Raw genomic sequence first — 22,399 nt, 5'->3', positions numbered from 1 at the left:
GACAGCGTGGTGCTCGAACCCGAAGAACGATTATGTAGAACGCGCTAGCTCAACGTATGTCAACCGGCACGGTTGCGACGTTCGAGGACTCGCTCGAACGACTCGAAGTAGGCTGGACACACGCGTCGCCCGACGGGCTGGCGGACGTACTCGAAGAACGCTGTCCGGAGCCGGCCGTCGGCGTGGAACTCCCGTACGACGGCGTCTCCCTCCCCGACTGGGTGAACACGGACCCGACCCCCGCGGACCTCCGCGAGGCGAACGCCGGCGTCACGGCCGCGGGACTGGGCATCGCGGACTACGGCAGCGTCGTCGTGCAGGGCACGCCCGACGGCGTCGAACCCGTGAGTCTGTTCGGCGACCTCCACGTCGCCGTCCTCCGGCGGTCGGACATCGTCCCCGGCATGCCCGAGGCGTTCGACTGGCTGGGCGAGGAGTTCCGCACGGGACACTCCTCGGCCATCATCGCCACCGGTCCCAGCGCCACCGCCGACATGGGCGCGCTGGTGAAAGGAGCACACGGTCCGAAGGAAGTTCACGTGGTGATTCTCGATGAGTAAGGCGCGCGAGGCCAAGGCGGCGAAGATTCGACAGCTGATGGAGACCGAGGGCGACGCCGTCGGCACGAGCACCCGCGGGTTCAACGAGGGTCGCTACGAGTCGGTCCAGACGCTCGACGACTACGAGGGGCTGAAGTCCGAAGCCCGAGCCATCAAGGAAGACGCCATCGAGCGCCTCCCCGAACTCATCGACCAACTGCGCGAGACGGTCGAATCCAACGGCGGCACGCTCTACATCGCCGACGACGCGGCCGACGCGAACCGGTACGTCCGCGAGGTCTGCGAGGACAAGGAGGCCGAGCGCGTCGTCAAGTCGAAGTCGATGACATCCGAGGAAATCGAGGTCAACGAGGACCTCGAAGCCGCCGACATCGACGTGGTCGAGACCGACCTTGGCGAGTGGGTCTTGCAGGTCGCAGACGAGTCGCCGTCGCACATCGTCGCGCCCGCCATCCACAAGTCGCGGGACGCTATCGCCGACCTGTTCAACGAGACGTTCGAGCCCGACGAACCCCTCGAAACCGCGGAGGAACTCACCATGTTCGCCCGCGAACAGCTCGGCGACCTCATCGAGGGCGCGGACGTGGGGATGACCGGCGCGAACTTCATCACCGCCGACACCGGCACGATGGCGCTTGTCACCTCCGAGGGCAACGCCCGGAAGACGGCCGTCGTCCCCGACACGCACGTCGCGGTCGCCGGCGTCGAGAAGGTCATCCCGACCGTCGAGGACCTCCGGCCCTTCGTCGAACTCATCGGCAAGTCGGGGACGGGACAGGACATCACCTCCTACATCTCGCTTCTGACGCCGCCGGTCGAGTCGCCGCCCGTCGATTTCGACGCCCCCGACACGCCGCTTTCGGAGACCGAGACGGACCGCGACTTCCACCTCGTCCTCATCGACAACGGGCGGTTCGACATGCGCGAGGACGACCAACTCCGCGAGACGCTCTACTGCATCCGGTGTTCGGCGTGTTCCAACGTCTGCGCCAACTTCCAGCACGTCGGCGGCCACGCCTTCGGCGGCGAGACCTACTCCGGCGGCATCGGCACCGGCTGGGAGGCCGGCGTCGAGGGCCTCGACAGCGCCGCCGAGTTCAACGACCTCTGTACCGGTTGTAGCCGGTGTACCACCGCCTGTCCGGTCGAAATCGATATCCCGTGGATTAACACGGTCGTCCGCGACCGGGTCAACCGCGGCGAGGTGTCCGAACTCGACTGGCTCGTCGAGGGGCTCACCCCCGACGAGGAGCCCGGCGGTGTCAGCCTCCAGAAGCGCTTCTTCGGTAACTTCGAGACGGCCGCGAAGGTCGGGAGCTTCTTCGCCCCGGTCTCCAACTGGGCCGCCGGCCTCGGCGTCTCTCGGGACCTCATGGAGCGGTTCCTCGGCATCGACGCCCGCCGAGAACTCCCCGAATTCCAGCGCGAGACGCTGAAAGACTGGTTCGAGAGCCGCACCTCGCGGGTCGACGACCCGGTCCGCACCGCCGTGCTCTACCCCGACGTGTACACGAATCACGTGCAGGTCGAACGCGGGAAGGCCGCGGTCCGCGCCCTCGAAGCGCTCGGCGTCGACGTCGTCGTCCCCGACGTTCGCTCGTCGGGTCGCGCGCCGCTCTCGCAGGGCATGATTGCGACCGCGGAGGACCACGCACACGACGTGTACGCCGGCCTCGCCGAGCACATCGACGACGGCCGCGACATCGTCGTCATCGAGCCGTCGGACCTCGCGATGTTCCGAACCGAGTACGAGAAGTTCCTCCCCGAGAAGTCCTTCGAGCGCATCTCCGAGGCCAGCTACGAGGTCATGGAGTACGTCTTCGGCCTGCTGGACAACGGCGCTGACGCCGACGCGCTGTCGGCGGGCGCGGGCGAGGAAATCGCCTACCACAGCCACTGCCAGCAGCGCACCCTCGGCCTCGAAGGCCACACCGAGGCGGTCCTGTCGGACCTCGGCTACGACGTTGCCACCTCCGACGTGGAGTGCTGCGGCATGGCCGGCTCGTTCGGCTACAAATCCGAGTACTACGAACTCAGCGTCGATGTCGGCTCCGAGCTACGGGGGCAGTTCCAGACCGACGAGAACAGAGACCGCACCGTGGTCGCCAGCGGCACCTCCTGTCTCGAACAGCTCGATTCGCTCCTCAGCCGGCCGACGCAACACCCGATTCAACTGGTCGCGCCGCGGCGGTAACGCGCCCCGTCCCGACCCCGGTCTCGGCCGTCGTCCGCGACGCCCTTGACCCCCGTATTCTCAACCGACCAACACGTCTTCGTCCGGTGATTTCTCGCCGGCGTCGGACGCCCGTCTGCCGCGCGTCTGCGCCCCGACTCGCGGGCTACGAACAATTAAGACCCGGCATCCCATGTTGGCGGATATGGACGGGACGCCCGAAGAGATTACGACGCTCGTAGGCCGAGAGGTCTACTCGAACAACGGTGTGTTCGTCGGCGAGGTCGAAGACGTCCGCCTCGACTTGGACCACGAGACGGTCACCGGCCTCGCGCTGACGGCGCTGAACGACGAACTGTTCCGTAACCAGATCGAACCCGGGAAGGGCGTTCTCATCCCGTATCGGTGGGTCCGCGCCGTCGGCGACGTCATCCTCATCAACGACGTCATCGAACGCCTGAAGAACCCAGAAGAAGACGAAGAGTCGCTGGTCGCCTGACGTTCTAACTCCCGTTTCCGCTCTCGCTGCCCTCGACGCCCATCGCACGGAAGAGCTTGCGCTTTACCGCCTCTTCGGTGAGCTGCAAGAGCGTGTCGCGGTTGTCATCGTTGGACTCGATGCCCGTGAAAATGCCGAGCGGAATCTCGACCGACCCCTGCGTGGAGTGGCCGCCGGCCTCACCGATGCCGGTGAAGGCGTCGCTCAGAATCTTCCCGATGTTCATGCGGATGTCCTTCGACCGCGCCGCGAGGTAGATGGTGTCGTCGGCGATGCCGAACACCGCCGTCGTGGTGATGCCCTCCAGATTGAGGAGGTGCTGGGCCGCCTGCGTCAGCGCGTCGCGGTCGCGGATGAACCCCGCGTTCGAGACGAGATGCGAGCCCTGTACGTCGCGGTTCTGGATGGCCTCTGCGAGCACGTCGAGCGTCTCCGGCGACATCGACGGCGACTCCACTTTCTCCAGGGTATCGTGGTCAGCGAAGGGGTAGAGGTACGCCGCCGCGGTCAGGTCGGCGGGCGTCGTGTCGCGCTTGAAGTCGAGCGTCTCGGCGCGAATCCCGTAGAGGAGCGCCGTGGCGACCGCCTGCGACGGGCTGAGGTCGAACTCCTGGATGTACTTCGTGAGAATCGTCGAGGTCGACGAGACGTTCGGTCGCACGTCGGTAAAGCGGGCGTCGATGCCGTCGTCGGGCTCGAAGTGGTCGATAAACACCGTGATGTCGGCGTCGCCGAGGTCGGGCATCCCCGACTTCATGTGGTCGACGAGCGCGACAGCGCCGTACTCTTCGAGCGGTTTCGAGTCGCTCCGCGGGGTGAGTTCGATGCCGAGGATGTTCACGAACGCCCGGTTCTCCTGGTGGCCCATGTCGCCCGAGTAGAGGATGTCGGCCTCGACGTCGTACTCGCGGGCGATGGCCTGTAAGGCGACCGCCGAGGCGAGCGAGTCGGGGTCGGGGTTGTCGTGGGTGAGGATTGCCATCCCGTGGTCGGTGTCGCGCAGGATATCGGCCAGTTGGCGGGCCTTGTATTCGAGTTCGCCGGACTCGACGCTTCGGAGCGCGGAGTCCGCGATGACCTCGGAGGGGTTAATGACCACGTCGGCACCGAGCTTCGTCAGTTCGTCCTCGGAGACGGGGTCGGAGGCGCGGACGACGATGAACTGGTCTTCGTCGCGGTCGCGGATGGTCGAGACGGCGGCCTTGTTGGCCTCGACGTCCGACGAGAGGATGAGAATCACGTCGCGTCCGACGACGGCGTCGGCGAGCTCCGGGTCGGCGATGTCCGTGGTCTGCGCGTTCAAATCCTGGTCGCGCAGGGCTTCGACGCGGCTTTCGTCCTTGTCGAGGATGAGGACGTCTTTTCCCTCGTCTGTCAGTTCCTCGGCGACCGCGTGCCCGACGCTCCCGCAGCCGAGTATCGCGTACGTAGACATCGAGGAAATGCTGACCCCTGCACTCATCGTTGCCCGCTACTCCGGTCGGCCGCCACTTAACACCCACCGTTTGTTCGTTGTTTCTTGCGTGTGCGTCCCTGCCGTCGTCGTGCAGAAAGGAAAGTCATTTTACCCACCGGCAGTTACGAGAGATTGCAAGGGCCGGTAGCTCAGTTAGGCAGAGCGTCTGACTCTTAATCAGACGGTCGCGTGTTCAAATCGCGTCCGGCCCACTACCTTTCCGATGGAACCACAGCCTCCAGAGAGCGGCTGATACGTCCAAATCTACGCAGTATATCGCCATTAGAACCTTCTGGAACACCCGAAGTTCCGGTGTTAGTTCAACACGAGACGAACGCGACTCAACGCAATCTTGCGATTAGTCGATAGTCGAAGTGGTTCGACGGTATCAGCACATAGACTCGCGCACACATGGGATGTGGCTGTCTGGGAATGTCGCTACGTTTTATATTAATTTCAGTCCCCGCGAAACCATTATTATTCTCAGCCATCATGTGTTTATCAAATGAAATTTATCCACATCGCTGTTGCTGGTGTCGTTCTTTCGTTCGTATCACTCCCACCCGGCCTGATGCTCATTCTCGTTGGCGTGTCATTGCATTTCTTTCAGAAGTACCACACTCGTCGTCTTGATGAGGCGGGTGAACGTTAGGAGAGAAGAGTTGTTGTTCAAATCGCGTCCGGTTCACTACCTTCCTGCCGGACCGACTCCGACGGCCGAGGCGCTCCGTCTACCACTCGGGCCGCTGACAGGCACGTCGCTTCCCACCCTCGGGTGTTTTATGTCCCGCTCCGAACGCTACCGACCATGAACCAGAGCGACAGGACCGAACTGGTCCTCGTCTTCATCACGCTTCTCGTCGCCGTCGTCTTCGGTCTGGCCATGGGCATCGGGGACCGCTTCGACGCCGACCGGTTCGTCGCCGCGCTCACCCCGGACTTCGGGGTATTGTTCGGGGCCGACGTCGTCGCCGGCGCGGTGCTCGTGGCGCTGTTCGGCGGCCTCGCGGTCGGCGCGAAACTGCTGTTCGACTCCTGACTACCGCCCGAGCGCGACCCACGAGTTCCCGCGCCCCGGCGACGGCGCGAGTCGAAGCGGGAACTCCGACTCGGTCGTCGCCGGGTCGAGTCGCTCCCGCAGGCCCGAACTCGCACACCCCACCACGGTTCGCAGTTCTCCGGTTTCGACCACGCGGACGGTCATCGCGCCGTGGTCGTTCATCTCCCGCTCGACGCGGACGAGGCGCGTCTCCGAACCTCTCGCCGCCGTCTCTCCACTCACCAGTTCCATGCTAACATATCTCTCTTCGTGAATGATAAAGTTCACCGCCGTTATTTCGCGGGGCTTTGGATTACCCTCGGCAACGGTCGGTTCCGGAACTTCTTTTCGCCGGTTGGCCGCACACAGCCCATGGACCGCACCCGTCTCAGATTCTGGACGTTGTATCTCACCCGGTTCGCCGGCGGTTTCGGCTTCATCACGCTCATCACCCTCCTCCCGAAGTACATCAACGAACTCGACCCGGGTGCGGTCGCCGTCCCCGAACTCGCGCTCGGCGGGCTCGCGCTCGGCGGCTTCTCCCTCTCTCGAGGCTTCGTCATCGGCATGTTCACCACCGGCTTCACGCTCGCCCAGACCGTCGCCGTCGTGCCCTTGTCGTGGGCCGGCGACCGCTACGACAAACGTCTCGTGCTCGCGGGGACGGTCGGCCTCGGTGCGGTCGTCTACGCCGCGTTCCCGTTCGTCGACTCCAGTCTCTCGTTTATTTTCGTCCGAGCCGCACAGGGCGTCGCCGTCACCGGCGCGGGGCTGATGTCGCTCGCGCTCGTCGGCGAGCTTGCCCGCGAGGGGACGCGCGCGAACCACATCGGAAAGGCGAACGCCGCCCGCTTCGCGGCCTCCATCCTCGGGAGCATCAGCGCTGGCGTCCTCTACGACCTGTTCGGCTTCACGCCCATCTTCATCGTCATCACGATTCTCCTGACCATCGCCGTCGTCGCCATCTGGGTGTTTCTCCCGCCGGACGAGACTCGCGTCCACGGTTTTCCGTTCACGGACCTCGCGCTCAACGAGCGCATCCTGACGATGGCGACCTTCCGCGTCCAGTACGCCGTCGCGGTCACGCTCGTCCGGACGTGGGTCCCCATCTACGCCGGCGTTTCCGCAGCCTCCGGCGGCCTCGAATACGGCGGCATCGCCGTCGCCGCCACCGTCGTCGCCGAGAAGTTCACCAACATGCTCTGTCAGCCGTACACCGGGCGCATCTCTGACGACTACGGACGAGCACGGTTCGTCTTCGTCGGCGGCGGCCTCTACGGCCTCATCGCGCTCGCCGTCCCCTTCTCGCCCGCGGTCGGCGAGGCGCTCGCACTCCCCGCGGTCTTCCCCGTCCTCGGTCCACTTTCGCCCGCCTTCCTCCCGCTCGTCGGTCTCGCCGGCCTCCTCGGCGTTGCTGACAGCCTCCGCGAACCAGCCAGCATGGCCCTGTTCGCCGACGAGGGCTCCGGCGGCGCGGGCGTCGCTAGCAGTTTCGGCATCCGCGAACTCCTCTGGCGGCCCGGCAGCGTCGTCGCGCCCCTCCTCGGCGGCTACCTCATGGCCGAAGTCGGCATGGAGTGGGTGTTCTTCGTCGGCGGCGCGTCGGCCATCACCGGCGTCCTCGCCTTCCTCGCGGCCCTGACGTGGTCCCACGGGACCGACGCGCTCACGGCGTGGTAGGGCTTCGCGCGTTTTGTATCGTGGTATCTGATTTATTCTGCCCCGGACGGACTTCTCCCCGCCCGTTCCCACTCCCCGACACGCGGGCCTAGGGTCATTATCGTGTCACTCGTATCACACCGTATGGACCACCTCGAAACCCCGGCGGTACACCGGTTGCTCACCTCCCCCGCCGGCCGACTGCTGACCTCGCGCCCGTTCGAGGCGTTCAAGACCCGTTCGCTCCCCCGCGAGTTCGGCGTCGTCCGCGCTCGCGCTGCGGCCGACGTGGCGCTCTCCGAGGGGCCGGAAGCGTACCTCCGTGAGCTCGGCTCGCCGCCGGCGCCGCACCTCCACGACCGAATCGAACGCGCCCTCGCGCGGTACGCCCGCCTCCGCGGCGCGTACGACGAGACGATGGAGCGCTGGGAGCGCGTCTTCTGGGGCGACGCCGAGTCGACGCCCGACGAGCGCGTCGCCGTCGAGCGCGAGCGCCGCGAAGTCTCTGAGCGGCGGGCCAAACCGACCGATATCTTCGGCTTTCTCCCGAAGGAACACCTCGTACCGCCGGTGAAGTTCGAGACGCCCTCGCCCGAGGACGCGCGGACCCGCTGGCACCACGAACTCGCCGAACCCGAGCGACTCTACGGCTTCGTCGAGTCCAGCGCGGCCGAGGAGTTCCCTCGCGTCGAGCGCTCTGCGACCGTCCGCGGGCCGGGAACCGTCGAGTACCTGCTTCGCTTCCGGTCGCCCTCTCCGCACCTCTGCGACCGGGCGACCGCGCGGGTGTACGAACCCGCTCACGCCGACGGCGACGCCGACCTGCCGACGCTCGTCTTCCACTCCGGGTGGGGGATGTTCGACGACCAGCTCACCTACTGGCCCGAAGAGGAGTACGTCGCCCGCGCGCTCGCCCCCGAGGGCTACCGGGTCGTCCTTCCCGACGCGCCGTGGCACGGCCGCCGCGAGCTACTCGGCCGGTACAGCGGTGAGCCTTACATCGCCCGCGCGCCCGTCGGCCTGTTCACGCTCTACTCGGCGGCCGCGCTGGAGACCGCCGTCCTCATCGACTGGGCGCGCACCGAGGGCGCGCCGGCTGTCGGCGTCGGCGGCGTCAGCCTCGGCGGGACCGTCGCGCTCCACGTCGGCGGCCGGTGCGGCGACTGGCCCGAGTCGATGCGCCCCGACCTGCTGTTCCCCGTGGGAATGCCCGGCGCGATCGACCAGACGCTCCTCGCTGGCGGCCTCACGAAGCTGCTCGACATCGACGACGCGCTCGACGCGGCCGGCTGGTCCGGCGCGGCGCTCCACGAGTTCGCGCCGCTGTTGAACCCGCCGAAAGACCCGTGTCTCGCGCCCGAACGCGTCTTTTCGTTCGTCGGCAGCCGCGACGAGATGGCTCCCGCCTCAACGGCCCGCGCGCTTCTCGACGAGTGGGGCGTCCCGCGGCCGAACCGCCGCGAGTGGGACTGCGGACATTTCGGCGTGCTCGCACACCTCATCAGGGACGAATCGTTCCGAACGACGGTCCGGCGGGAGTTGGACGCGGCGGCGCGGGACCGCCGAAACAGAGAATCAGTTACCGCCTGAGCCGACTGCCGGACCTCACTCCTCGTCGGCGAGGAAGTCGGGTTCGGGGCGCTTTTCGTCGTACTCGCTCCGGAGGTGGTCGCGGAACGCCTCGACGCTCACGTCCTTGGCCTCGCGTTCCTTGCGGTCGCGGACGGAGATGGTCCCGTCTTCTTCCTCGTCGCCGCCGACGATGACCATGTACGGGACGCGGTCGGTCTGAGCCTCGCGAATCTTCCGGCCGAGCGTCCACGAGCGGTCCTCGATATCGACGCGAAAGTCGTTGAGTTCGTACTGGAGCTTCTTCGCGTACCCAATCTGGTCGTCCGAGATGGGCAGGATGCGGACCTGCTCGGGCGCGAGCCAGAACGGGAACTTGCCGTTGAAGTGCTCGATGAGGACCATGAAGAAGCGCTCGTAACTGCCGTAGAGCGCGCGGTGAATCATCACCGGCTGGTGGTCCTCGTTGTCCTCACCCGTGTAGGTGAGGTCGAAGCGGTCGGGCATGTTGAAGTCGAGTTGGACCGTCGGACCGTCCCACTTGCGACCGAGGGCGTCCTTGAACGCGAAGTCGATTTTCGGCCCGTAAAACGCGCCGTCGCCGGCCTCGATGCCGTAGTCGATGCCGCTGTCGTCGAGCACGGCGCGGAGTTGCGTCTCCGCCTGCTCCCAGATTTCGTCGCTGCCGACGGATTTGTCGGGGCGCGTCGCGAGCGCGACTTCGGCGTCCAGTCCGAACGTGTCGAACACCGTCAGGATGTTGTCGATGATGAGGTTGATTTCGTCCTCAATCTGGTCGGGGCGGACGAACAGGTGGCCGTCGTCGATGGTAAAGGACCAGACCCGCGAGAGGCCCGACAGCTCGCCGCGCTGTTCCTTCCGGTAGACCTTCCCGTCCTCGAAGTAGCGCACCGGCAGGTCGCGGTACGACCACGACTGCTGGTCGAAGATGGTCGCGTGGCCGGGGCAGTTCATCGGCTTCAGGCCGTACTCCTCGTCGTTCACGTCGAGGAGGAACATATCGTCCACGTAGTTCTCGTAGTGGCCTGACTTCTTCCACAGCTCCGTGCGGAACAGGTGGGGCGTCTCGACGGGGTCGTAGCCCGCGTCGAGGTTGAGCTGTTTCGCGTAGTCCGCGAGTTCGTCGAGGATGCGCTTGCCGTTGGGCTGGTACAGCGGCAGGCCCGGCCCCGTCGTCTCGTCGATGGCGAACAGGTTCAGCTCCTGGCCGAGCTTCCGGTGGTCGCGCTCTTTGGCCTCCTCGCGCATGTCGAGGAACTCTTCGAGGTCGGACTCGGACTCGAACGCCGTGCCGTACACCCGCGTCAGCGTGTCGTTGTCCTCGTCGCCGCGCCAGTAGGCCGCGGAGATGTTGAGGAGCTTGACCGCGCCGATTTCGCCCGTCGATTCGACGTGCGGGCCCTTACAGAGGTCCTCGAACTCGCCCTGCTGGTAGAACGACAGTTCGTCGTCGCCGGCGGCCTCCTCTTCGAGGATGTCGCGCTTGTAGGGGTTGTCGGCGTACTTTTCGAGGGCCTCCTCGCGGTCCACGAGGGCGCGCTCGATGTCGAGGTCCTCCTCGATGATGTCGCGCATCTCGTCTTCGATGGCTTCGAGGTCCTCCTGTTCGAGGTCGACGCTCGTCACGTCGTAGTAGAAGCCGTCGTCCGTCCACGGGCCGATGGTTAGCTTGGCCTCGGGGTGGAGCCGCTGGAGGGCCTGCGCGAAGACGTGGGCCGCCGAGTGGCGGAGCACGTCCAGATACTCGTCGGACTGGTCGGTGACGATGACGAGGTCCGCGCCGTCGTGGAGCGGCGTCTCCTTGTCCACGAGTTCGCCATCGACGACGCCGGCGACGGTGTCCTTGCCGAGGCCGGGGCCGATTGCGAACGCGGCGTCTCGCACCGTCGCACCCTCCTCGACGGAGAGTTCCGTCCCGTCGGGGAGGATGACAGCGATTTCACTCATACGCGCACGGAACGGACGGGGGAGAATAAGTGTTGTTGAGACGGGCGCGTGCGACGCCCGCTCGCGGCCGATTTCGTGCGGTTTGCTAGCACAACTGTGGCGGCGTCGGCGGCCCGACGCGGTCCCCACCCCCGCGCTCGCGCCTCCGGCGGCGGCTCGCCGTTTCGACCCAAAGTACCAATTGGGTCGCCCGCGGACCCTGTGGGTATGCGACTTTCTCGACAGAGCGGGGTGTTCATGCACGTCACCTCGGTCCCGGGGCCCCACGGCATCGGCGACCTCGGCGACGGCGCGCGCTCCTTCGTGGACTTCCTCGCCGACGCCGAACAGTCGATGTGGCAGTTCTGCCCCCTCGGGCCGACGGAGCCGGCGATGGCGAACTCGCCGTACCAGTCGACCTCCTCGTTCGCCGGCAATCCGCTTCTCATCGACCTCACCGACCTCGTCGCGCGCGGGTGGCTCACCGACGCCGACCTCGAACCCGTCCCCGACTTCGACCCCCACGCGGTCGACTACGAGCGCGTCGGCGAGTACAAGCGCTCGCGGCTTCGCACCGCCTTCGACCGCTTCGAGGCCGAGGCCACCGAGGACGACCGCGCCGCCTTCGACGCCTTCCGCGAGCGCGAGGCCGGATGGCTCAACGACTACGCGCTGTTCGCCGCCCTGAAAGACGAGTTCCGGCGGGCGTGGATAGACTGGCCGACCGAGTTGAAGACCCGCGACCCCGACGCGCTCGCCGACGCCCGCGCCGAGTACGCCGACGAGATTCGCTACCGCGAGTTCGTCCAGTTCTGCTTCGACGAGCAGTGGCGCGCCCTCGCCGACTACGCCGACGAGAAGGACATCACCCTCGTCGGCGACCTCCCCATCTACGTCGCGCTCGACAGCGCCGACGTGTGGGCAGCCCCCGAGGCGTTCGACCTCACCGAGTCGAACGAACCCGCCGTCGTCGCCGGCGTCCCGCCGAACCCGGACGACTCCGGCCAGCGCTGGGGCAACCCGCTGTACGACTGGGAGACGCTCCGCGAGGACGGCTACGGCTGGTGGCTCGACCGCCTCCGCCGGCTGTTCGACCTCGTGGACGTGACCCGCATCGACCACTTCAAGGGCTTCGACGAGTTCTGGGCCATCGACGCCGACTCCGACGACCCCGGCGACGGCGAGTGGCGCGACGCGCCCGGTCACGACTTCTTCGAGACGGTCGAGCGCGAACTGGGCGACCTCCCCTTCATCGTCGAGGACCTCGGCTTCCTCGACGCCTCGCTCGTCGACCTCCGCGACCGGTTCGCCTTCCCCGGCATGCGCGTCCCGCAGTACGCCGACTGGTGCCGCGAGGGCGATATGTACCAGCCGATGCACTACCCGGAGAGCTCCGTCGCCTACACCTCGACTCACGACACCGACACGTTCGTCGGCTACTACCGCGACCTCGACGACCGCACCCGCGACTGCCTTCACTACAACATCGGCGCGGACGGCTCGGAGATTCACTGGTCTATCATCGACGCCGTCTGGAACTCCGCGTCCGTCCTCGCGTTCACAACCACGCAGGACCTCCTCGGCCTCGGCTCCGACGCCCGGTTCAACACCCCCGGCACGCAGACCGGTAACTGGGAGTGGCGCGTCACCCGCGAAGGCCTCGACGACGGCATCGCTGACCGCCTCGCGAGCCTCACGGACCTCCACATCCGCAACTGAAGCGGCCGGCGACTCTCGCCTCGGTTCGACTGCACCTTTTTCAATCGCCCACCCGACGGCAACGGTATGTCTCGCCGTCTCGGCCTCGGCGCGTTCGCCGCCGGGCTTCTCGCCGCGGTCCTCTCGGCGCTCGTCCGCGCGACGACCCCGCTTTCGGAGTTCGACGTACCCAACGCCGACCTGTTTCTCTCGACCGGGCTGTCGGCCGCCGCGGTCGCGCTCGTCGCCTACGGCGTCTACCGCTTTCTCACCGCGTTCCTCGTCGCGCGCATCGCGGACCGCCGCCGCGCCCACGACGTGCGGAACGTCCTCCGACTCGGGGTCGGCGGCGTCGCCCTCGTCGGCGTCCTCGGGGCGTTCACGGACCAGTGGCTCGGCGTGTTGGTCTCCTTCGGCGTCATCGGCTTCGCCGTCACCTTCGCGCTCCAACAGCCGATTCTCTCTTTTATCGGCTGGTTTTACATCCTCGTGAGCCGCCCTTACGCGGTCGGTGACCGCGTCAACATCGGCTCGGTCTCCGGCGACGTGGCCGAAATCGACTTCCTCGTCACGACGCTCTGGGAGACCGGCGGCCCCCTCGCGTCGAACCAGCCGACCGGCCGGACCGTCACCGTCCCGAACTCGCTGGTCCTCTCCTCCGAGGTCGTCAACTACGGCGCACTGTTCGACCGCGTCTGGACCGAGATACCCGTGCAGGTGTCCTACGAGACGGACCTCCCGTTCGTCCGCCGACTCCTCTTGGACGTGGCCGACGAGGAAGTCGGCGACGACATGGACGCCGCGATGGAGCGCTACCGGGACAGACTCCGCGAATCGCCGCTGGACCTCGACGTGGCCGACGGCCCGACGGTCAACGTCGCACAGGAGGAGTCGTGGGTCGTCTTCCGACTCCGCGTGCTCGTCCCGCCGACCCGCGCCCAGCGCGTCAAAAACCGACTGTACGAGCGCATCCTCGACCGGCTTGGCGACCACCCCGACCGCGTCAGCTTCCCGGTGAGTCGAAATCGCTGACGCGACGCGGCGCGCCGGCATCGAAACCCGCAAATCCCCCGCGCCCAACGTCGAAGCGATGGAGACGGGTGTCATCGACCTCGGGAGCCTCGACGGAGCGTTCGACCTCCAATCGACGCTGGAAAGCGGCCAGTCGTACCTCTGGGACCGCCCCGACGGCCGGATGTACGAGCGCGACGCGGCCCACGGCGGCGACGCGTGGTACCAGACGGTCGTCCCGCCGCTCGACGGCGTCTCCGACGAGTCGGCCGTCGTCAGGGTCCGCCAGACCGACGGCGCGCTGGAGTGGGAGTCCAACGTCGACGCCGTCCCGCTTTTGACCCACCTGCTCCGCCTCGACGACGACCTCGACGCTATCGTCTCGGAGATGCCCGACGAACCGCTCGTCCGGCGGGCCTACGAGGCGTACCCGGGCATGCGGCTCGTCCGCGACCCGCCGTTCGGCTGTCTCGTCTCCTTTATCTGCTCGGCGCAGATGCGCGTCTCGCGCATCTTCGGGATGCAGTCGCGGCTCCGCGAAACCTACGGCGAGCGCGTCGAGTTCGACGGCGAGACGTACTTCGCGTACCCGACGCCCGAGCGACTGGCCGAAGCCACCGAAGACGAACTCCGCGACCTCAGCCTCGGCTACCGCGCGCCCTACGTCCGGCGGACGGCCGAGATGGTCGCCACGGGCGAGGCGACGCCCGCCGAGGCCCGCGGCCGCGACTACGAGGACGCCCGCGAGTTCCTGACGACGTTCGTCGGCGTCGGTGACAAGGTCGCGGACTGCGTCCTGTTGTTCTCGCTCGACTACCTCGAAGCCGTCCCGCTCGACACGTGGATTCGGTCGGCCATCGAGGAGCACTACCCCGACTGCGACCGGGGGAACTACGCCGACACCTCGCGGGCCATCCGCGAGCGCCTCGGCGGTCGCTACGCCGGCTACACCCAGACGTACGTGTTTCACTACCTTCGCTCAGGCGGGGAGTGAGCGCCACGAGACGGGGTGGCAAGAAGGTTGATAGCCTTCGGCACACAACCTCTTCGTACCCATGGACTGCAGAGTCGTCGTCGAGGCCGCGGTCCCGGTGTACGACGTGGAGACCGTTGACGAGGCGATTCGTATCGCCATCTCGAAAACCGGCGAGATGCTCAACCCCGACCTGAAGTACGTCGAGATTAGCATGGGCGCGCGCACCTCGCCCGGCGGCGAGGAGCTTCCCCCCGCCTTTATCGCCGCGGACGAGGCGCTCGTCGCCCTCGAACTGGAGATGACCGTCTTCAACGTCGAACAGGAGGAACACGCCTCGCGCATCGCGCGCAAGGAAATCGGCCAACGCCTCGAAAACATCCCGCTGAAAGTGCTGTCCGTCGACCGCGTCGACGACGAGTCGGTCGAGACCGATGGCGAGGGCGACACCCGAACCGAAACCGGCGCGTCTGACCCCGACGAAACGCTCGTCGACTTCGACGACCTCGTCGACGGCCGCTGAGGCGTCGGTTCTATCGTCGTCGCTGCGGCGACGCCTCAGTCCCGTTCACAGTTTCTGCTCGCGTGCGGAACTCACTCACACTCGGCACGGCAGTCGCTCGGGAGCGTCGTCGCGCGGGAGAGCACGGCGCGGTCGCTCTCGGGTGTAGGGTCGTAGAGGAGAACGCGTTTCTTTTCTCGGTTCAGTCGGCTTGCGGTGCGAGCGGCTCTGGTTCGGCCTCGCGCATCGCTCCGGTGATTCCTTTCGCCAGTTTAAACACGGCTGCTTTGTGGTCCGTCTTGGACTTGTGGATGGATGTCGGTCGTACGCCGAGTTCGTTGTACTCGACGAGACTGATTTCCTCGTCCTCCCAGGCCTCAATCTGGGTGTGGACTTCTGCGAGCAGACCGTGCAGGTGGATGAGTTCCTGCTTCTTCATGAGCAACCACGGCTTGAGACCGGAGGGATATAGTATTATCTTGAGTCACGTTAGCATCCGACTCCCTTAAACCGCCGATTATGGGGGTCTCAGCGGAAATTTCGTGTTCGACCGTTTTCAATTGGTTTGTTGTTTCGCCCCGTCACTAGTGAACGACGGCCGAATATCACGAGTGGTTTATATAGCTATGTAGCCCGCGCGCCGAGCGACGGTCGCGCGCGGCGGGGGGTCGTGAGAATTTTACCCCGGCGCGCGCGTACTGTCGCGCATGGACTACGACGACCAACTGGACCGCGCGCTCTCGGAGTCCCCGGATGTCGCGGAAGGTGACGACCGCTTCAGCGTCCCGGAGCCGACGGTCCGCCAGGAGGGGAACGTCACGGTCTACGAGAACTTCGCGGCGACCCACGACCGGCTCGCCCGCGAGGCGACGCACGTCCTGAAGTTCTTCCAGACGGAGTTGGGCACGAGCGCCCAAATCGACGACCGCGGCCGCGCGCGCTTCACCGGCGAGTTCCGCCAGCGCCGCATCGCCGACGCGCTCGACGAGTACGTCGAGTCGTTCGTACTGTGCAGCGAGTGCGGGTCCCCCGACACGAAGCTCACCACCCAGCAGGGTGCCGATGTGCTGAAGTGCGACGCGTGCGGCGCGCTCTCAGCGATTCCCGATCTGTAAAAAACGAACGTCCGGCGGGGATAGCCCCGTCCGAGAGACGGGCGTTCTGTTCTCTCGCTACTCGAACTGCTTGAGCGTCTGGAGGTCGCGCTCCGTCCGCATGAACTCGGCCGTGCGCCGCGTCGCGCCACAGCCCTGACACGAGTAGTTGTCGCGGTGAGCGGGGAGTTCGGTCGGATTCGTCTCCCAGTCCTTTCCACATTCGGGGCACAACAGGCGGACGAACGCTTCAACCATACCCGGTATATGCTCCGGGAGCGCGGATAAATGTTGTTACGGGATAGCACGACCGAGAAAAAGCACGGCTCACGATGCGCCGCGCGCCCACCGATGGCTTACGCGAGCAGGGTGCCGTCTTGGACTTCGAGCAGCTCCTTGTACCGGTTGCGGATGGTGACCTCGGAGATGTCCGCGACCGTCGAGACCTCGCTTTGGGTTACCTTCTCGTTGGTGAGGAGGGCGGCGGCGTAGACGGCGGCGGCGGCGAGGCCGACCGGCGACTTGCCCGAGTGGATGCCGGTCTCCTTCGCGTCGCGGAGGAGCTGGCGGGCCTGTCGCTCGGCCTCGTCGGAGAGGCCGAGTTCGCTGGCGAACCGCGGGACGTACTGCTCGGGGTCGGCGGGCTTGATTTCGAGTTTCAGTTCGCGGACGATGTAGCGGTACGTCCGGGTAAGCTCCATCTTGTCGACACGGGAGACCTTCTCCAGTTCGTCGAGCGAGCGGGGCGTGCCAGCCATCCGGGCCGACGCGTACAGCGCCGAGGTGGCGACGCCCTCGATGGAACGGCCCGGGAGCAGGTCGTCGTTAAGCGCGCGGCGGTAGATGACCGAGGCGGTCTCGCGGACGTTCTCGGGGAGGCCGAGCGCCGAGGCCATGCGGTCGATTTCGCCGAGCGCCTGCTTGAGGTTGCGCTCCTTGGAGTCGCGGGTGCGGAACCGCTCGTTCCACGTGCGGAGCCGCTGCATCTGTTCGCGCTGCCGCGGCGAGAGGGACTTGCCGTAGGCGTCTTTGTTCTGCCAACCGATGTTGGTCGACAGCCCCTTGTCGTGCATCATCTTCGTCGTCGGCGCGCCGACGCGGGACTTGCTGTCGCGCTCGGCGGAGTCGAACGCGCGCCACTCGGGGCCGCGGTCGACCACGGTGTCCTCGACGACGAGGCCGCAGTCCTCGCAGATGGTCTCGCCGTGTTCCTCGTCGGTGACGAGGTGGCCGCTGCACTCGGGGCAGACCTGCGTTTCGTCCTGCTGCGTTTCGGCTCGCTCTGACTCGCGGGGACGGATGTCCCTGCTCTTTGCGTCGGTACTGTACGTTCGGGTGGTTATCGTGTCGCTCATGGTGGGGTGGAAGGCGCGGATACGTCTCGGCCGGGAAGACCTCAGAAGACGAAAGAATAATCCGGCTTGGACTGGCCTTACCAACAGTAAGTTCGAAATCCTTATAAAGTTTTCGCCACCCCGTGCGGGTGAATCGCACGATGTAGCCGCTTTGTCGTCATCTCGTCGACGGGAATCGGGGTCCCACGCGATTAATCGGATCGTATAGCTCTTTCGTCGCTCAGAGCCAGTGTTCCCGGCGGAAGTAGACGAGGAGGACCACGGAGACGAGCGCCATCCCGAGCATCGTCGCGGGGTAGCCGTAGGCCCAGCCGAGTTCGGGCATGTTGAACGCCGACGCGCCGGGGTCGAAGTTCATGCCGTAGATGCCGACGACGAGCGTGAGCGGGAGGATGATGGTCGCGACGACGGTGAGCGTCTTCATCACCTCGTTCGTCGACTGCGAGAGGGTGTTGAGGTAGATATCTCGCGCGCCGCGCGCGAGGTCGCGGTACGTCTCCGTCAGGTCGACCAACTCGACGAGGTGGTCGTACACGTCGCGGTAGTACTTCTCCGTCGCCTCGCGGACGTAGTCGGGGTCGCCGCGGGCGAGCACCCCGACGGCCTCGCGCGTCGGCCACACCGTCTTTCGGAACGACAGCAGGTCGCGCCGGACCGCGTTGAGCCCTTCGAGCACCTCCGGGTCGGGCCCCTCGAAGATGCTGTCCTCGATGACCTCGATTTCCCCGCCGACCTCGTCCAACAGCCCGAAATACTCGTCGACGATGCGGTCGATGACGCGATAGCCCACGTAGTCCGGCCCGAACCGGAGCATCCGCGGCTCTTCGCGTTCGATGGCGTTCCACACGTAGTTTATCGGTTCCAACTCCCGGCGCGTCAGCGTCACGAGCCAGTCGTCACCGAAGCAGAGCCCCACGGGTCTGGTCTGGACCTCCTCTTCGAACACCTGCTCGCCGGCGCGGAGCGTCGCCATTCGGACGAGGACGAACGTGTACTCGTCGTACTCCTCGGTCTTCGGGCGGGCGTCGTTCCGCACGTCCTCGACCGAAAGCGAGTGGATGCCGAACGCCTCGGCGACGCGGTCGAACTCCTCGCCGGTCGTCGCGCGAACCCACGTCGTCCCGTCGGCGTCGCGCGCCGCGTCTAGCGCGGTCTCCTCGTAGGCCGACGCGCCGTCGTCGCGGTAGACGAGCGCCGAAATCACCGCACGTCACCCCCGATGGCCCAGAGCGTGATGCCGACCATGACGGCCGTCACCGAGAACGCCCGCCCCGGATAGGCGACGAGGGTCCCGACGCCGTAGCCGACGACGCCGAGGGTCGTCACCGCGATACCTGCGGTCCGTACGCGAGTCATGGAACCACCGACCCGGGGCGACGAGAAAAAGGCTCCCCCGAGGCGACTTGCCCGAGCGAACTACGCTTCGGACGGGTGTTCGACCGAGCGAATCAGTTCCAAGACGTTCTCCTCCTCGCCGTCGAGCTGTTGGGGGTACAGCCCGATTGCGACGACGAAGTCCTCGTTGTGCTGGACTTTCGTCACGTGGACGTACACGTCGACTTCGTCCCCGCCGAACCGCGCGGTGGCGCTGTACTTCGTGACGTTGGCCGTCTGTCCGAGCATCTGGACGTTCCGCGAACTGACTTGGTCGACGTCGTTGAGGCCCTGATACCGGTTGTCGACGAGGCGGATGAGGTCGTCGTTCGAGTAGTCGCCGATGGGGCTCCGCGGCTGGCCGGCGACTTCGACCGCGGGCGTCGAGATGACGCTGAACGACCCGAGTTTGGCCTCACCGAAGAAGCCGAGGTCAAGCGTCTTCTCGTACGTCGTGATATGGTTGCTGGCGGCGATTTGACGCTCCTGTCCGCCGAACGAGAGCGTGCGGTTCACCGCGAACGTCTCGGTCCCGTTCGTCTCGTAGCCGGCGTTCCCGGCGACGGTCGCGTCCGCCGTGGCCGGCTCGGATTCGAACGTCAGCGTCTCCTCGCCGGTCAGAAAGCCGATACAACCGCTTGTGAGCACGAGTGCGGCGAGCGCGAGCACCGCGACTACGCGTCTGGAACTCATTGCCCCGCCATTTCCCCGCTCCCGGCATAAGTTCGGTGGCCGGACGGGTCGGTCTTCGGTGCGGTGCGCGGTGCGGCCGGCGTCGAACGCTGCGGGTTTCGCCTCAGCCGTCGAGGTCCCGCGACTCGTTCTCGCGGCGAATCACGCGGCCGCTGTGGACGTAGTAGGCGGGCGCGACGAACGGGAGCGCGAACGCCGCGCCGAACCAGAGATGACGGGATGCGCCCCAGTCGATGCCCTGTCCGCGGAGCGACCTGATATCGGCGCGAATCAGTCCCGCGTAGAAGACGTGGGTGACGAGGTAGACCGCGAACGCCGGTTCCGGCCCGATGTACAGCGAGACGGCGGTGAACATGACGAATCCGATGGCGTAGATGACCGGCAACACCCCGCGGTAGCGGCCGCGCGCCGGGCGCTGTTTCCGCTGCCGCTCGCGCTCGACCGCCGTCCCGCGGCGGTACTCGTCGGTGCTCATGTCGCTACGGTGTCCCCCGCGGGGAAAAAGTGGTTCGCTCAGCCGAGGTATTTGACCTCGACCTCGTGGGGACCGTCGTCTGTCGGGAGCGCGACCGTCTCGCGGAGGTGGTCGCGGACCGCCGAGCGCCACGCTCGAACCGCCTCCGTGTGGCGCTCGTGGTGCGCTTCGACCTCGTACGGGTCCGGTCGCGTCTCGTCGGGTTCGGGGAACGCGGGGGCGTCGTCAGCGACGAAGACCCGCGGCTGGAGGTGTACCGGCTCGGGGTCGGCGTAGTCCGAGGCCTCGCCGCCGGTGCGGTGAATGCGCGCCCGCATCCGCCCGTAGAACGGCGGCGTGACGCGGAGGACGACGTGGTCGTCGCCTCGGCGGTTCGCCTCCAGGGCGGTCACGAGGTCGTCGGTCGTGACTGCGAGCGAGCGGACGGCGGTCGGGTCGGACGACCCGCGCGCGCCGTTCAATCTCCGGCGCGCCGGCGACTCGTCATCGACGTGGGCCGCAGTTCGCCGCTGCACTCGGGGCAGGTCGAACGGTACGACGCGGCGCTCACGGTCGTTTGGCACTCACGACAGACGTACGAAGCGCGTTCCATCGACCATTCGTACGAGACATGGTTTGTTAAAACTTACCACAGAACGACCGGACGGCGGCCCGCGCCCGCGGGTCCGTGCCCTTTTACCCGAACGGGGCGCAATCCGCCAGTATGACAGACGCATGGTTCGCCGGCGCGGACCCCGACGACCCCGAATCCGGGGCGACGCGAGTCCGAACGGGCGGCGCCTCCGCCCCCGCCGACTGGCCGGCCGAGGCCGTCGACGCCGGGTTCGCCGCCGACGAAACCGATTACTACGCCAAACTCCGCTCGGCGACGCTCGCCGCCGCCAGCGAGGCCGTCGCGGAGCGCGAGCGCGACGACGACGTGCAGCTCGCCCACGCCGTGCGCGCGATGGACGACGCCGAACGGACCGCGAACGAACTCGCCGAGCGGGTCGTCGAGTGGGCCGGCACGCTCTACGAGGACGTCCCGCGCGGCCTCGACGGCGTCCGCGATATCGCCGCCCGAGACCCCAAGACCGCCGCCGAAGAGCGCGTCGTCTCCTACGCCACCCGCGCGGTGGACCTGCTCGACGAGCGCGACGACCTCCGGGCGTTCATCGAGGAGCGCGCGCCCACGACCGCGCCGAACCTCGCCGAGATGGCCGGGCCGGTCCTCGCGGCGCGGCTCATCGCGCTTGCGGGCGGTCTCGAACCCCTCGCCAAGAAGCCGAGCGGAACGGTCCAAGTGCTCGGAGCCGAAGACGCCCTGTTCGCCCACCTGAAGGGCCGCGCTACGTCGCCCAAACACGGCGTTATCTTCACCCACGAGTACGTCCGTGGGACGCGCCCGCAGGACCGCGGGTCGGCCGCCCGCGCACTCGCCGGGAAGCTCTCTATCGCCGCGCGCATCGATCACTACTCGGGTGACTACCGGCCGGACCTGCACGCCGAACTCACCGACCGGATGGAGACGATTCGCGCCCGCGCCGACGAGGAGGCCGACGAATGAGCGACGACAGTTCCGCGGCCGACGCCGGTGCCGTCCTTCCCGACGGCGTCGAACGCCGGACGTTCGGCGGCCGCGAGCGCCTCTCGACCGAGGGCGCACAGGTCTACGGCGAACCCGTCGATGCCGACGGCTGGCGCGCGTGGGACGCCGGGCGCTCGAAGCTCGGCGCGATGCTCGAACTCGGTATGGACACCGGTCTCGTCGGCGGCGAGTCGGTGCTCTACCTCGGGGCCGCCTCGGGGACGACCGTCTCGCACGTCGCTGACTTCGCCGGGCCGACTTACGCCGTGGAGTTCGCCCCGCGCCCCGTCCGCGACCTCGTCGGCGTCGCCGAGGACCGCGACAACCTCTTTCCGCTTCTGAAGGACGCGCGCGACCCCGACTCCTACGCGCACGTCGTCGAAGCCGGCATCGATTGCCTCGTCATGGACGTGGCGACCCGCGGGCAGGCGGCCGTCGCCGTCCGCAACCGACAGTTCCTCGCGGACGACGGCCGGCTCCTGATGGCCGTCAAGGCGCGCAGCGAGGACGTGACTGCGGAGCCGGACGACGTGTTCGACGACGTGGTCGCTGAACTCGACTCAGCCTACGAAATCCTCGAAACCGCCCGTCTCGACCGCTTCCACGCGGACCACCTCGGTATCGTCGCCCGGCCGAAGTAGGTCGCCGCCGCCGGCTGGCACCGCGAGTCGAGCGGGTCGCCGCCGGTGTTGGGCGTCCGCGGAACCATTCGGTCGCTGTCACGTCGTCGGATTCGACCGGCGGCGGTCGTGCGA

The 22,399-nt window shown here is 66.9% G+C and carries 25 protein-coding genes and 1 tRNA gene; 14 read left to right on the top strand and 12 right to left on the bottom strand.

All coding sequences use genetic code 11. The features are described from left to right. Positions 1-56: 56 nt before the first annotated feature. The 3 genes from ACSR87_RS01065 to ACSR87_RS01055 all read left to right on the top strand — a co-directional run bounded on the left by ACSR87_RS01065 (position 57) and on the right by ACSR87_RS01055 (position 3,232). Positions 57-560 carry a LutC/YkgG family protein gene (locus tag ACSR87_RS01065; RefSeq protein ID WP_498529204.1) on the top strand — a complete coding sequence of 168 codons (504 nt, stop codon included), beginning with the start codon at positions 57-59 and terminating at the stop codon, positions 558-560. Continuing rightward, positions 553-2,754 (top strand): LUD domain-containing protein, encoded by a 2,202-nt coding sequence (locus ACSR87_RS01060; RefSeq protein WP_498529203.1) that lies wholly within the window; start codon positions 553-555, stop codon positions 2,752-2,754. Before ACSR87_RS01065 ends, ACSR87_RS01060 begins: the two co-directional genes overlap by 8 nt. 184 nt (positions 2,755-2,938) lie before the next feature. Beyond that, entirely contained in the window at positions 2,939-3,232 is a 294-nt protein-coding gene (locus ACSR87_RS01055; protein WP_004041580.1) for a PRC-barrel domain-containing protein, read from the top strand. 4 nt (positions 3,233-3,236) lie between these two features. On the opposite strand, the gene ACSR87_RS01050 is transcribed toward ACSR87_RS01055, so the two are convergent. Next, a complete protein-coding gene (locus ACSR87_RS01050) occupies positions 3,237-4,694 on the bottom strand; it encodes a DHH family phosphoesterase (protein WP_498529202.1) in 1,458 nt (485 codons plus the stop codon). Between the two features lie 132 nt (positions 4,695-4,826). Between ACSR87_RS01050 and ACSR87_RS01045 the strand changes: the two genes are divergently transcribed. Together ACSR87_RS01045 and ACSR87_RS01040 are read left to right on the top strand one after the other, a co-directional pair. Continuing rightward, a tRNA-Lys gene (locus tag ACSR87_RS01045) sits at positions 4,827-4,900 on the top strand. A gap of 596 nt (positions 4,901-5,496) precedes the next feature. Then, positions 5,497-5,727: a hypothetical protein gene (locus ACSR87_RS01040; RefSeq protein ID WP_498529201.1), complete on the top strand. Its 231-nt coding sequence runs from the start codon at positions 5,497-5,499 to the stop codon at positions 5,725-5,727. Here the strand turns inward: ACSR87_RS01040 and ACSR87_RS01035 are convergent, their stop codons facing one another. Next, positions 5,728-5,979: a DUF7999 family protein gene (locus tag ACSR87_RS01035; protein ID WP_498529200.1), complete on the bottom strand. Its 252-nt coding sequence runs from the start codon at positions 5,977-5,979 to the stop codon at positions 5,728-5,730. A 120-nt stretch (positions 5,980-6,099) separates the two neighbouring features. On the opposite strand from ACSR87_RS01035, the gene ACSR87_RS01030 reads away from it, so the two are divergent. Beyond that, positions 6,100-7,407, top strand: coding sequence for an MFS transporter (locus tag ACSR87_RS01030; protein ID WP_498529199.1), 1,308 nt, complete (start codon positions 6,100-6,102; stop codon positions 7,405-7,407). Between the two features lie 123 nt (positions 7,408-7,530). Beyond that, on the top strand, positions 7,531-8,976 hold the full coding sequence (locus ACSR87_RS01025) for an alpha/beta hydrolase family protein (RefSeq protein ID WP_498529198.1): 1,446 nt from the start codon (positions 7,531-7,533) through the stop codon (positions 8,974-8,976). A gap of 15 nt (positions 8,977-8,991) precedes the next feature. Here the strand turns inward: ACSR87_RS01025 and thrS are convergent, their stop codons facing one another. After that, the gene (thrS, locus tag ACSR87_RS01020) at positions 8,992-10,923 is read right to left on the bottom strand and encodes a threonine--tRNA ligase (RefSeq protein WP_008574535.1); all 1,932 of its coding nucleotides are present in this window, start codon (positions 10,921-10,923) and stop codon (positions 8,992-8,994) included. Positions 10,924-11,130: 207 nt separating this feature from the next. Between thrS and malQ the strand changes: the two genes are divergently transcribed. The 4 genes from malQ to ACSR87_RS01000 all read left to right on the top strand — a co-directional run bounded on the left by malQ (position 11,131) and on the right by ACSR87_RS01000 (position 15,107). Further along, positions 11,131-12,621: a 4-alpha-glucanotransferase gene (malQ, locus tag ACSR87_RS01015; protein ID WP_498529197.1), complete on the top strand. Its 1,491-nt coding sequence runs from the start codon at positions 11,131-11,133 to the stop codon at positions 12,619-12,621. A gap of 66 nt (positions 12,622-12,687) precedes the next feature. Next, positions 12,688-13,632, top strand: a complete 945-nt coding sequence (locus tag ACSR87_RS01010) for a mechanosensitive ion channel family protein (RefSeq protein WP_498529196.1) — start codon at positions 12,688-12,690, stop codon at positions 13,630-13,632. 58 nt (positions 13,633-13,690) lie between these two features. Further along, positions 13,691-14,605 carry a DNA-3-methyladenine glycosylase family protein gene (locus tag ACSR87_RS01005; protein ID WP_004041571.1) on the top strand — a complete coding sequence of 305 codons (915 nt, stop codon included), beginning with the start codon at positions 13,691-13,693 and terminating at the stop codon, positions 14,603-14,605. Positions 14,606-14,666: 61 nt separating this feature from the next. Further along, a complete protein-coding gene (locus ACSR87_RS01000) occupies positions 14,667-15,107 on the top strand; it encodes a DUF555 domain-containing protein (protein ID WP_498529195.1) in 441 nt (146 codons plus the stop codon). Positions 15,108-15,288: 181 nt separating this feature from the next. On the opposite strand, the gene ACSR87_RS00995 is transcribed toward ACSR87_RS01000, so the two are convergent. Next, positions 15,289-15,525: a UPF0058 family protein gene (locus ACSR87_RS00995; protein WP_004041569.1), complete on the bottom strand. Its 237-nt coding sequence runs from the start codon at positions 15,523-15,525 to the stop codon at positions 15,289-15,291. 268 nt (positions 15,526-15,793) lie between these two features. Here ACSR87_RS00995 and ACSR87_RS00990 point away from each other — a divergent pair, with 268 nt between their 5' ends. After that, entirely contained in the window at positions 15,794-16,201 is a 408-nt protein-coding gene (locus tag ACSR87_RS00990; protein ID WP_498529194.1) for a translation initiation factor IF-2 subunit beta, read from the top strand. A gap of 57 nt (positions 16,202-16,258) precedes the next feature. Here ACSR87_RS00990 and ACSR87_RS00985 read toward each other — a convergent pair whose 3' ends face one another. The 8 genes from ACSR87_RS00985 to ACSR87_RS00950 all read right to left on the bottom strand — a co-directional run bounded on the left by ACSR87_RS00985 (position 16,259) and on the right by ACSR87_RS00950 (position 20,669). Further along, on the bottom strand, positions 16,259-16,438 hold the full coding sequence (locus ACSR87_RS00985) for a DUF7836 family putative zinc-binding protein (protein ID WP_008574529.1): 180 nt from the start codon (positions 16,436-16,438) through the stop codon (positions 16,259-16,261). Positions 16,439-16,536: 98 nt separating this feature from the next. Then, complete coding sequence (locus ACSR87_RS00980; RefSeq protein WP_498529193.1) at positions 16,537-17,535, bottom strand: transcription initiation factor IIB; 999 nt, start codon at positions 17,533-17,535, stop codon at positions 16,537-16,539. A 220-nt stretch (positions 17,536-17,755) separates the two neighbouring features. Next, positions 17,756-18,739, bottom strand: coding sequence for a magnesium/cobalt transporter CorA (corA, locus tag ACSR87_RS00975; protein ID WP_498529192.1), 984 nt, complete (start codon positions 18,737-18,739; stop codon positions 17,756-17,758). Then, positions 18,736-18,891 (bottom strand): hypothetical protein, encoded by a 156-nt coding sequence (locus tag ACSR87_RS00970; RefSeq protein ID WP_498529191.1) that lies wholly within the window; start codon positions 18,889-18,891, stop codon positions 18,736-18,738. The genes corA and ACSR87_RS00970 overlap by 4 nt, the downstream gene beginning before the upstream one ends. 60 nt (positions 18,892-18,951) lie before the next feature. Further along, complete coding sequence (locus ACSR87_RS00965) at positions 18,952-19,578, bottom strand: DUF6517 family protein (protein WP_498531010.1); 627 nt, start codon at positions 19,576-19,578, stop codon at positions 18,952-18,954. A gap of 127 nt (positions 19,579-19,705) precedes the next feature. Continuing rightward, a complete protein-coding gene (locus ACSR87_RS00960) occupies positions 19,706-20,077 on the bottom strand; it encodes a hypothetical protein (RefSeq protein WP_498529190.1) in 372 nt (123 codons plus the stop codon). 38 nt (positions 20,078-20,115) lie between these two features. Further along, positions 20,116-20,538, bottom strand: coding sequence for a DUF8009 family protein (locus ACSR87_RS00955; RefSeq protein WP_498529189.1), 423 nt, complete (start codon positions 20,536-20,538; stop codon positions 20,116-20,118). Continuing rightward, the gene (locus ACSR87_RS00950) at positions 20,535-20,669 is read right to left on the bottom strand and encodes a rubrerythrin-like domain-containing protein (protein ID WP_115802679.1); all 135 of its coding nucleotides are present in this window, start codon (positions 20,667-20,669) and stop codon (positions 20,535-20,537) included. Before ACSR87_RS00950 ends, ACSR87_RS00955 begins: the two co-directional genes overlap by 4 nt. Positions 20,670-20,780: 111 nt before the next feature. On the opposite strand from ACSR87_RS00950, the gene ACSR87_RS00945 reads away from it, so the two are divergent. After that, on the top strand, positions 20,781-21,623 hold the full coding sequence (locus ACSR87_RS00945) for an NOP5/NOP56 family protein (RefSeq protein WP_498529188.1): 843 nt from the start codon (positions 20,781-20,783) through the stop codon (positions 21,621-21,623). After that, a complete protein-coding gene (locus tag ACSR87_RS00940; protein ID WP_498529187.1) occupies positions 21,620-22,285 on the top strand; it encodes a fibrillarin-like rRNA/tRNA 2'-O-methyltransferase in 666 nt (221 codons plus the stop codon). Before ACSR87_RS00945 ends, ACSR87_RS00940 begins: the two co-directional genes overlap by 4 nt. Positions 22,286-22,399 lie beyond the last annotated feature (114 nt).

Source organism: Haloferax sp. SDI50, assembly GCF_059802635.1.
This window is presented reverse-complemented; position numbering and strand designations above follow the sequence as displayed.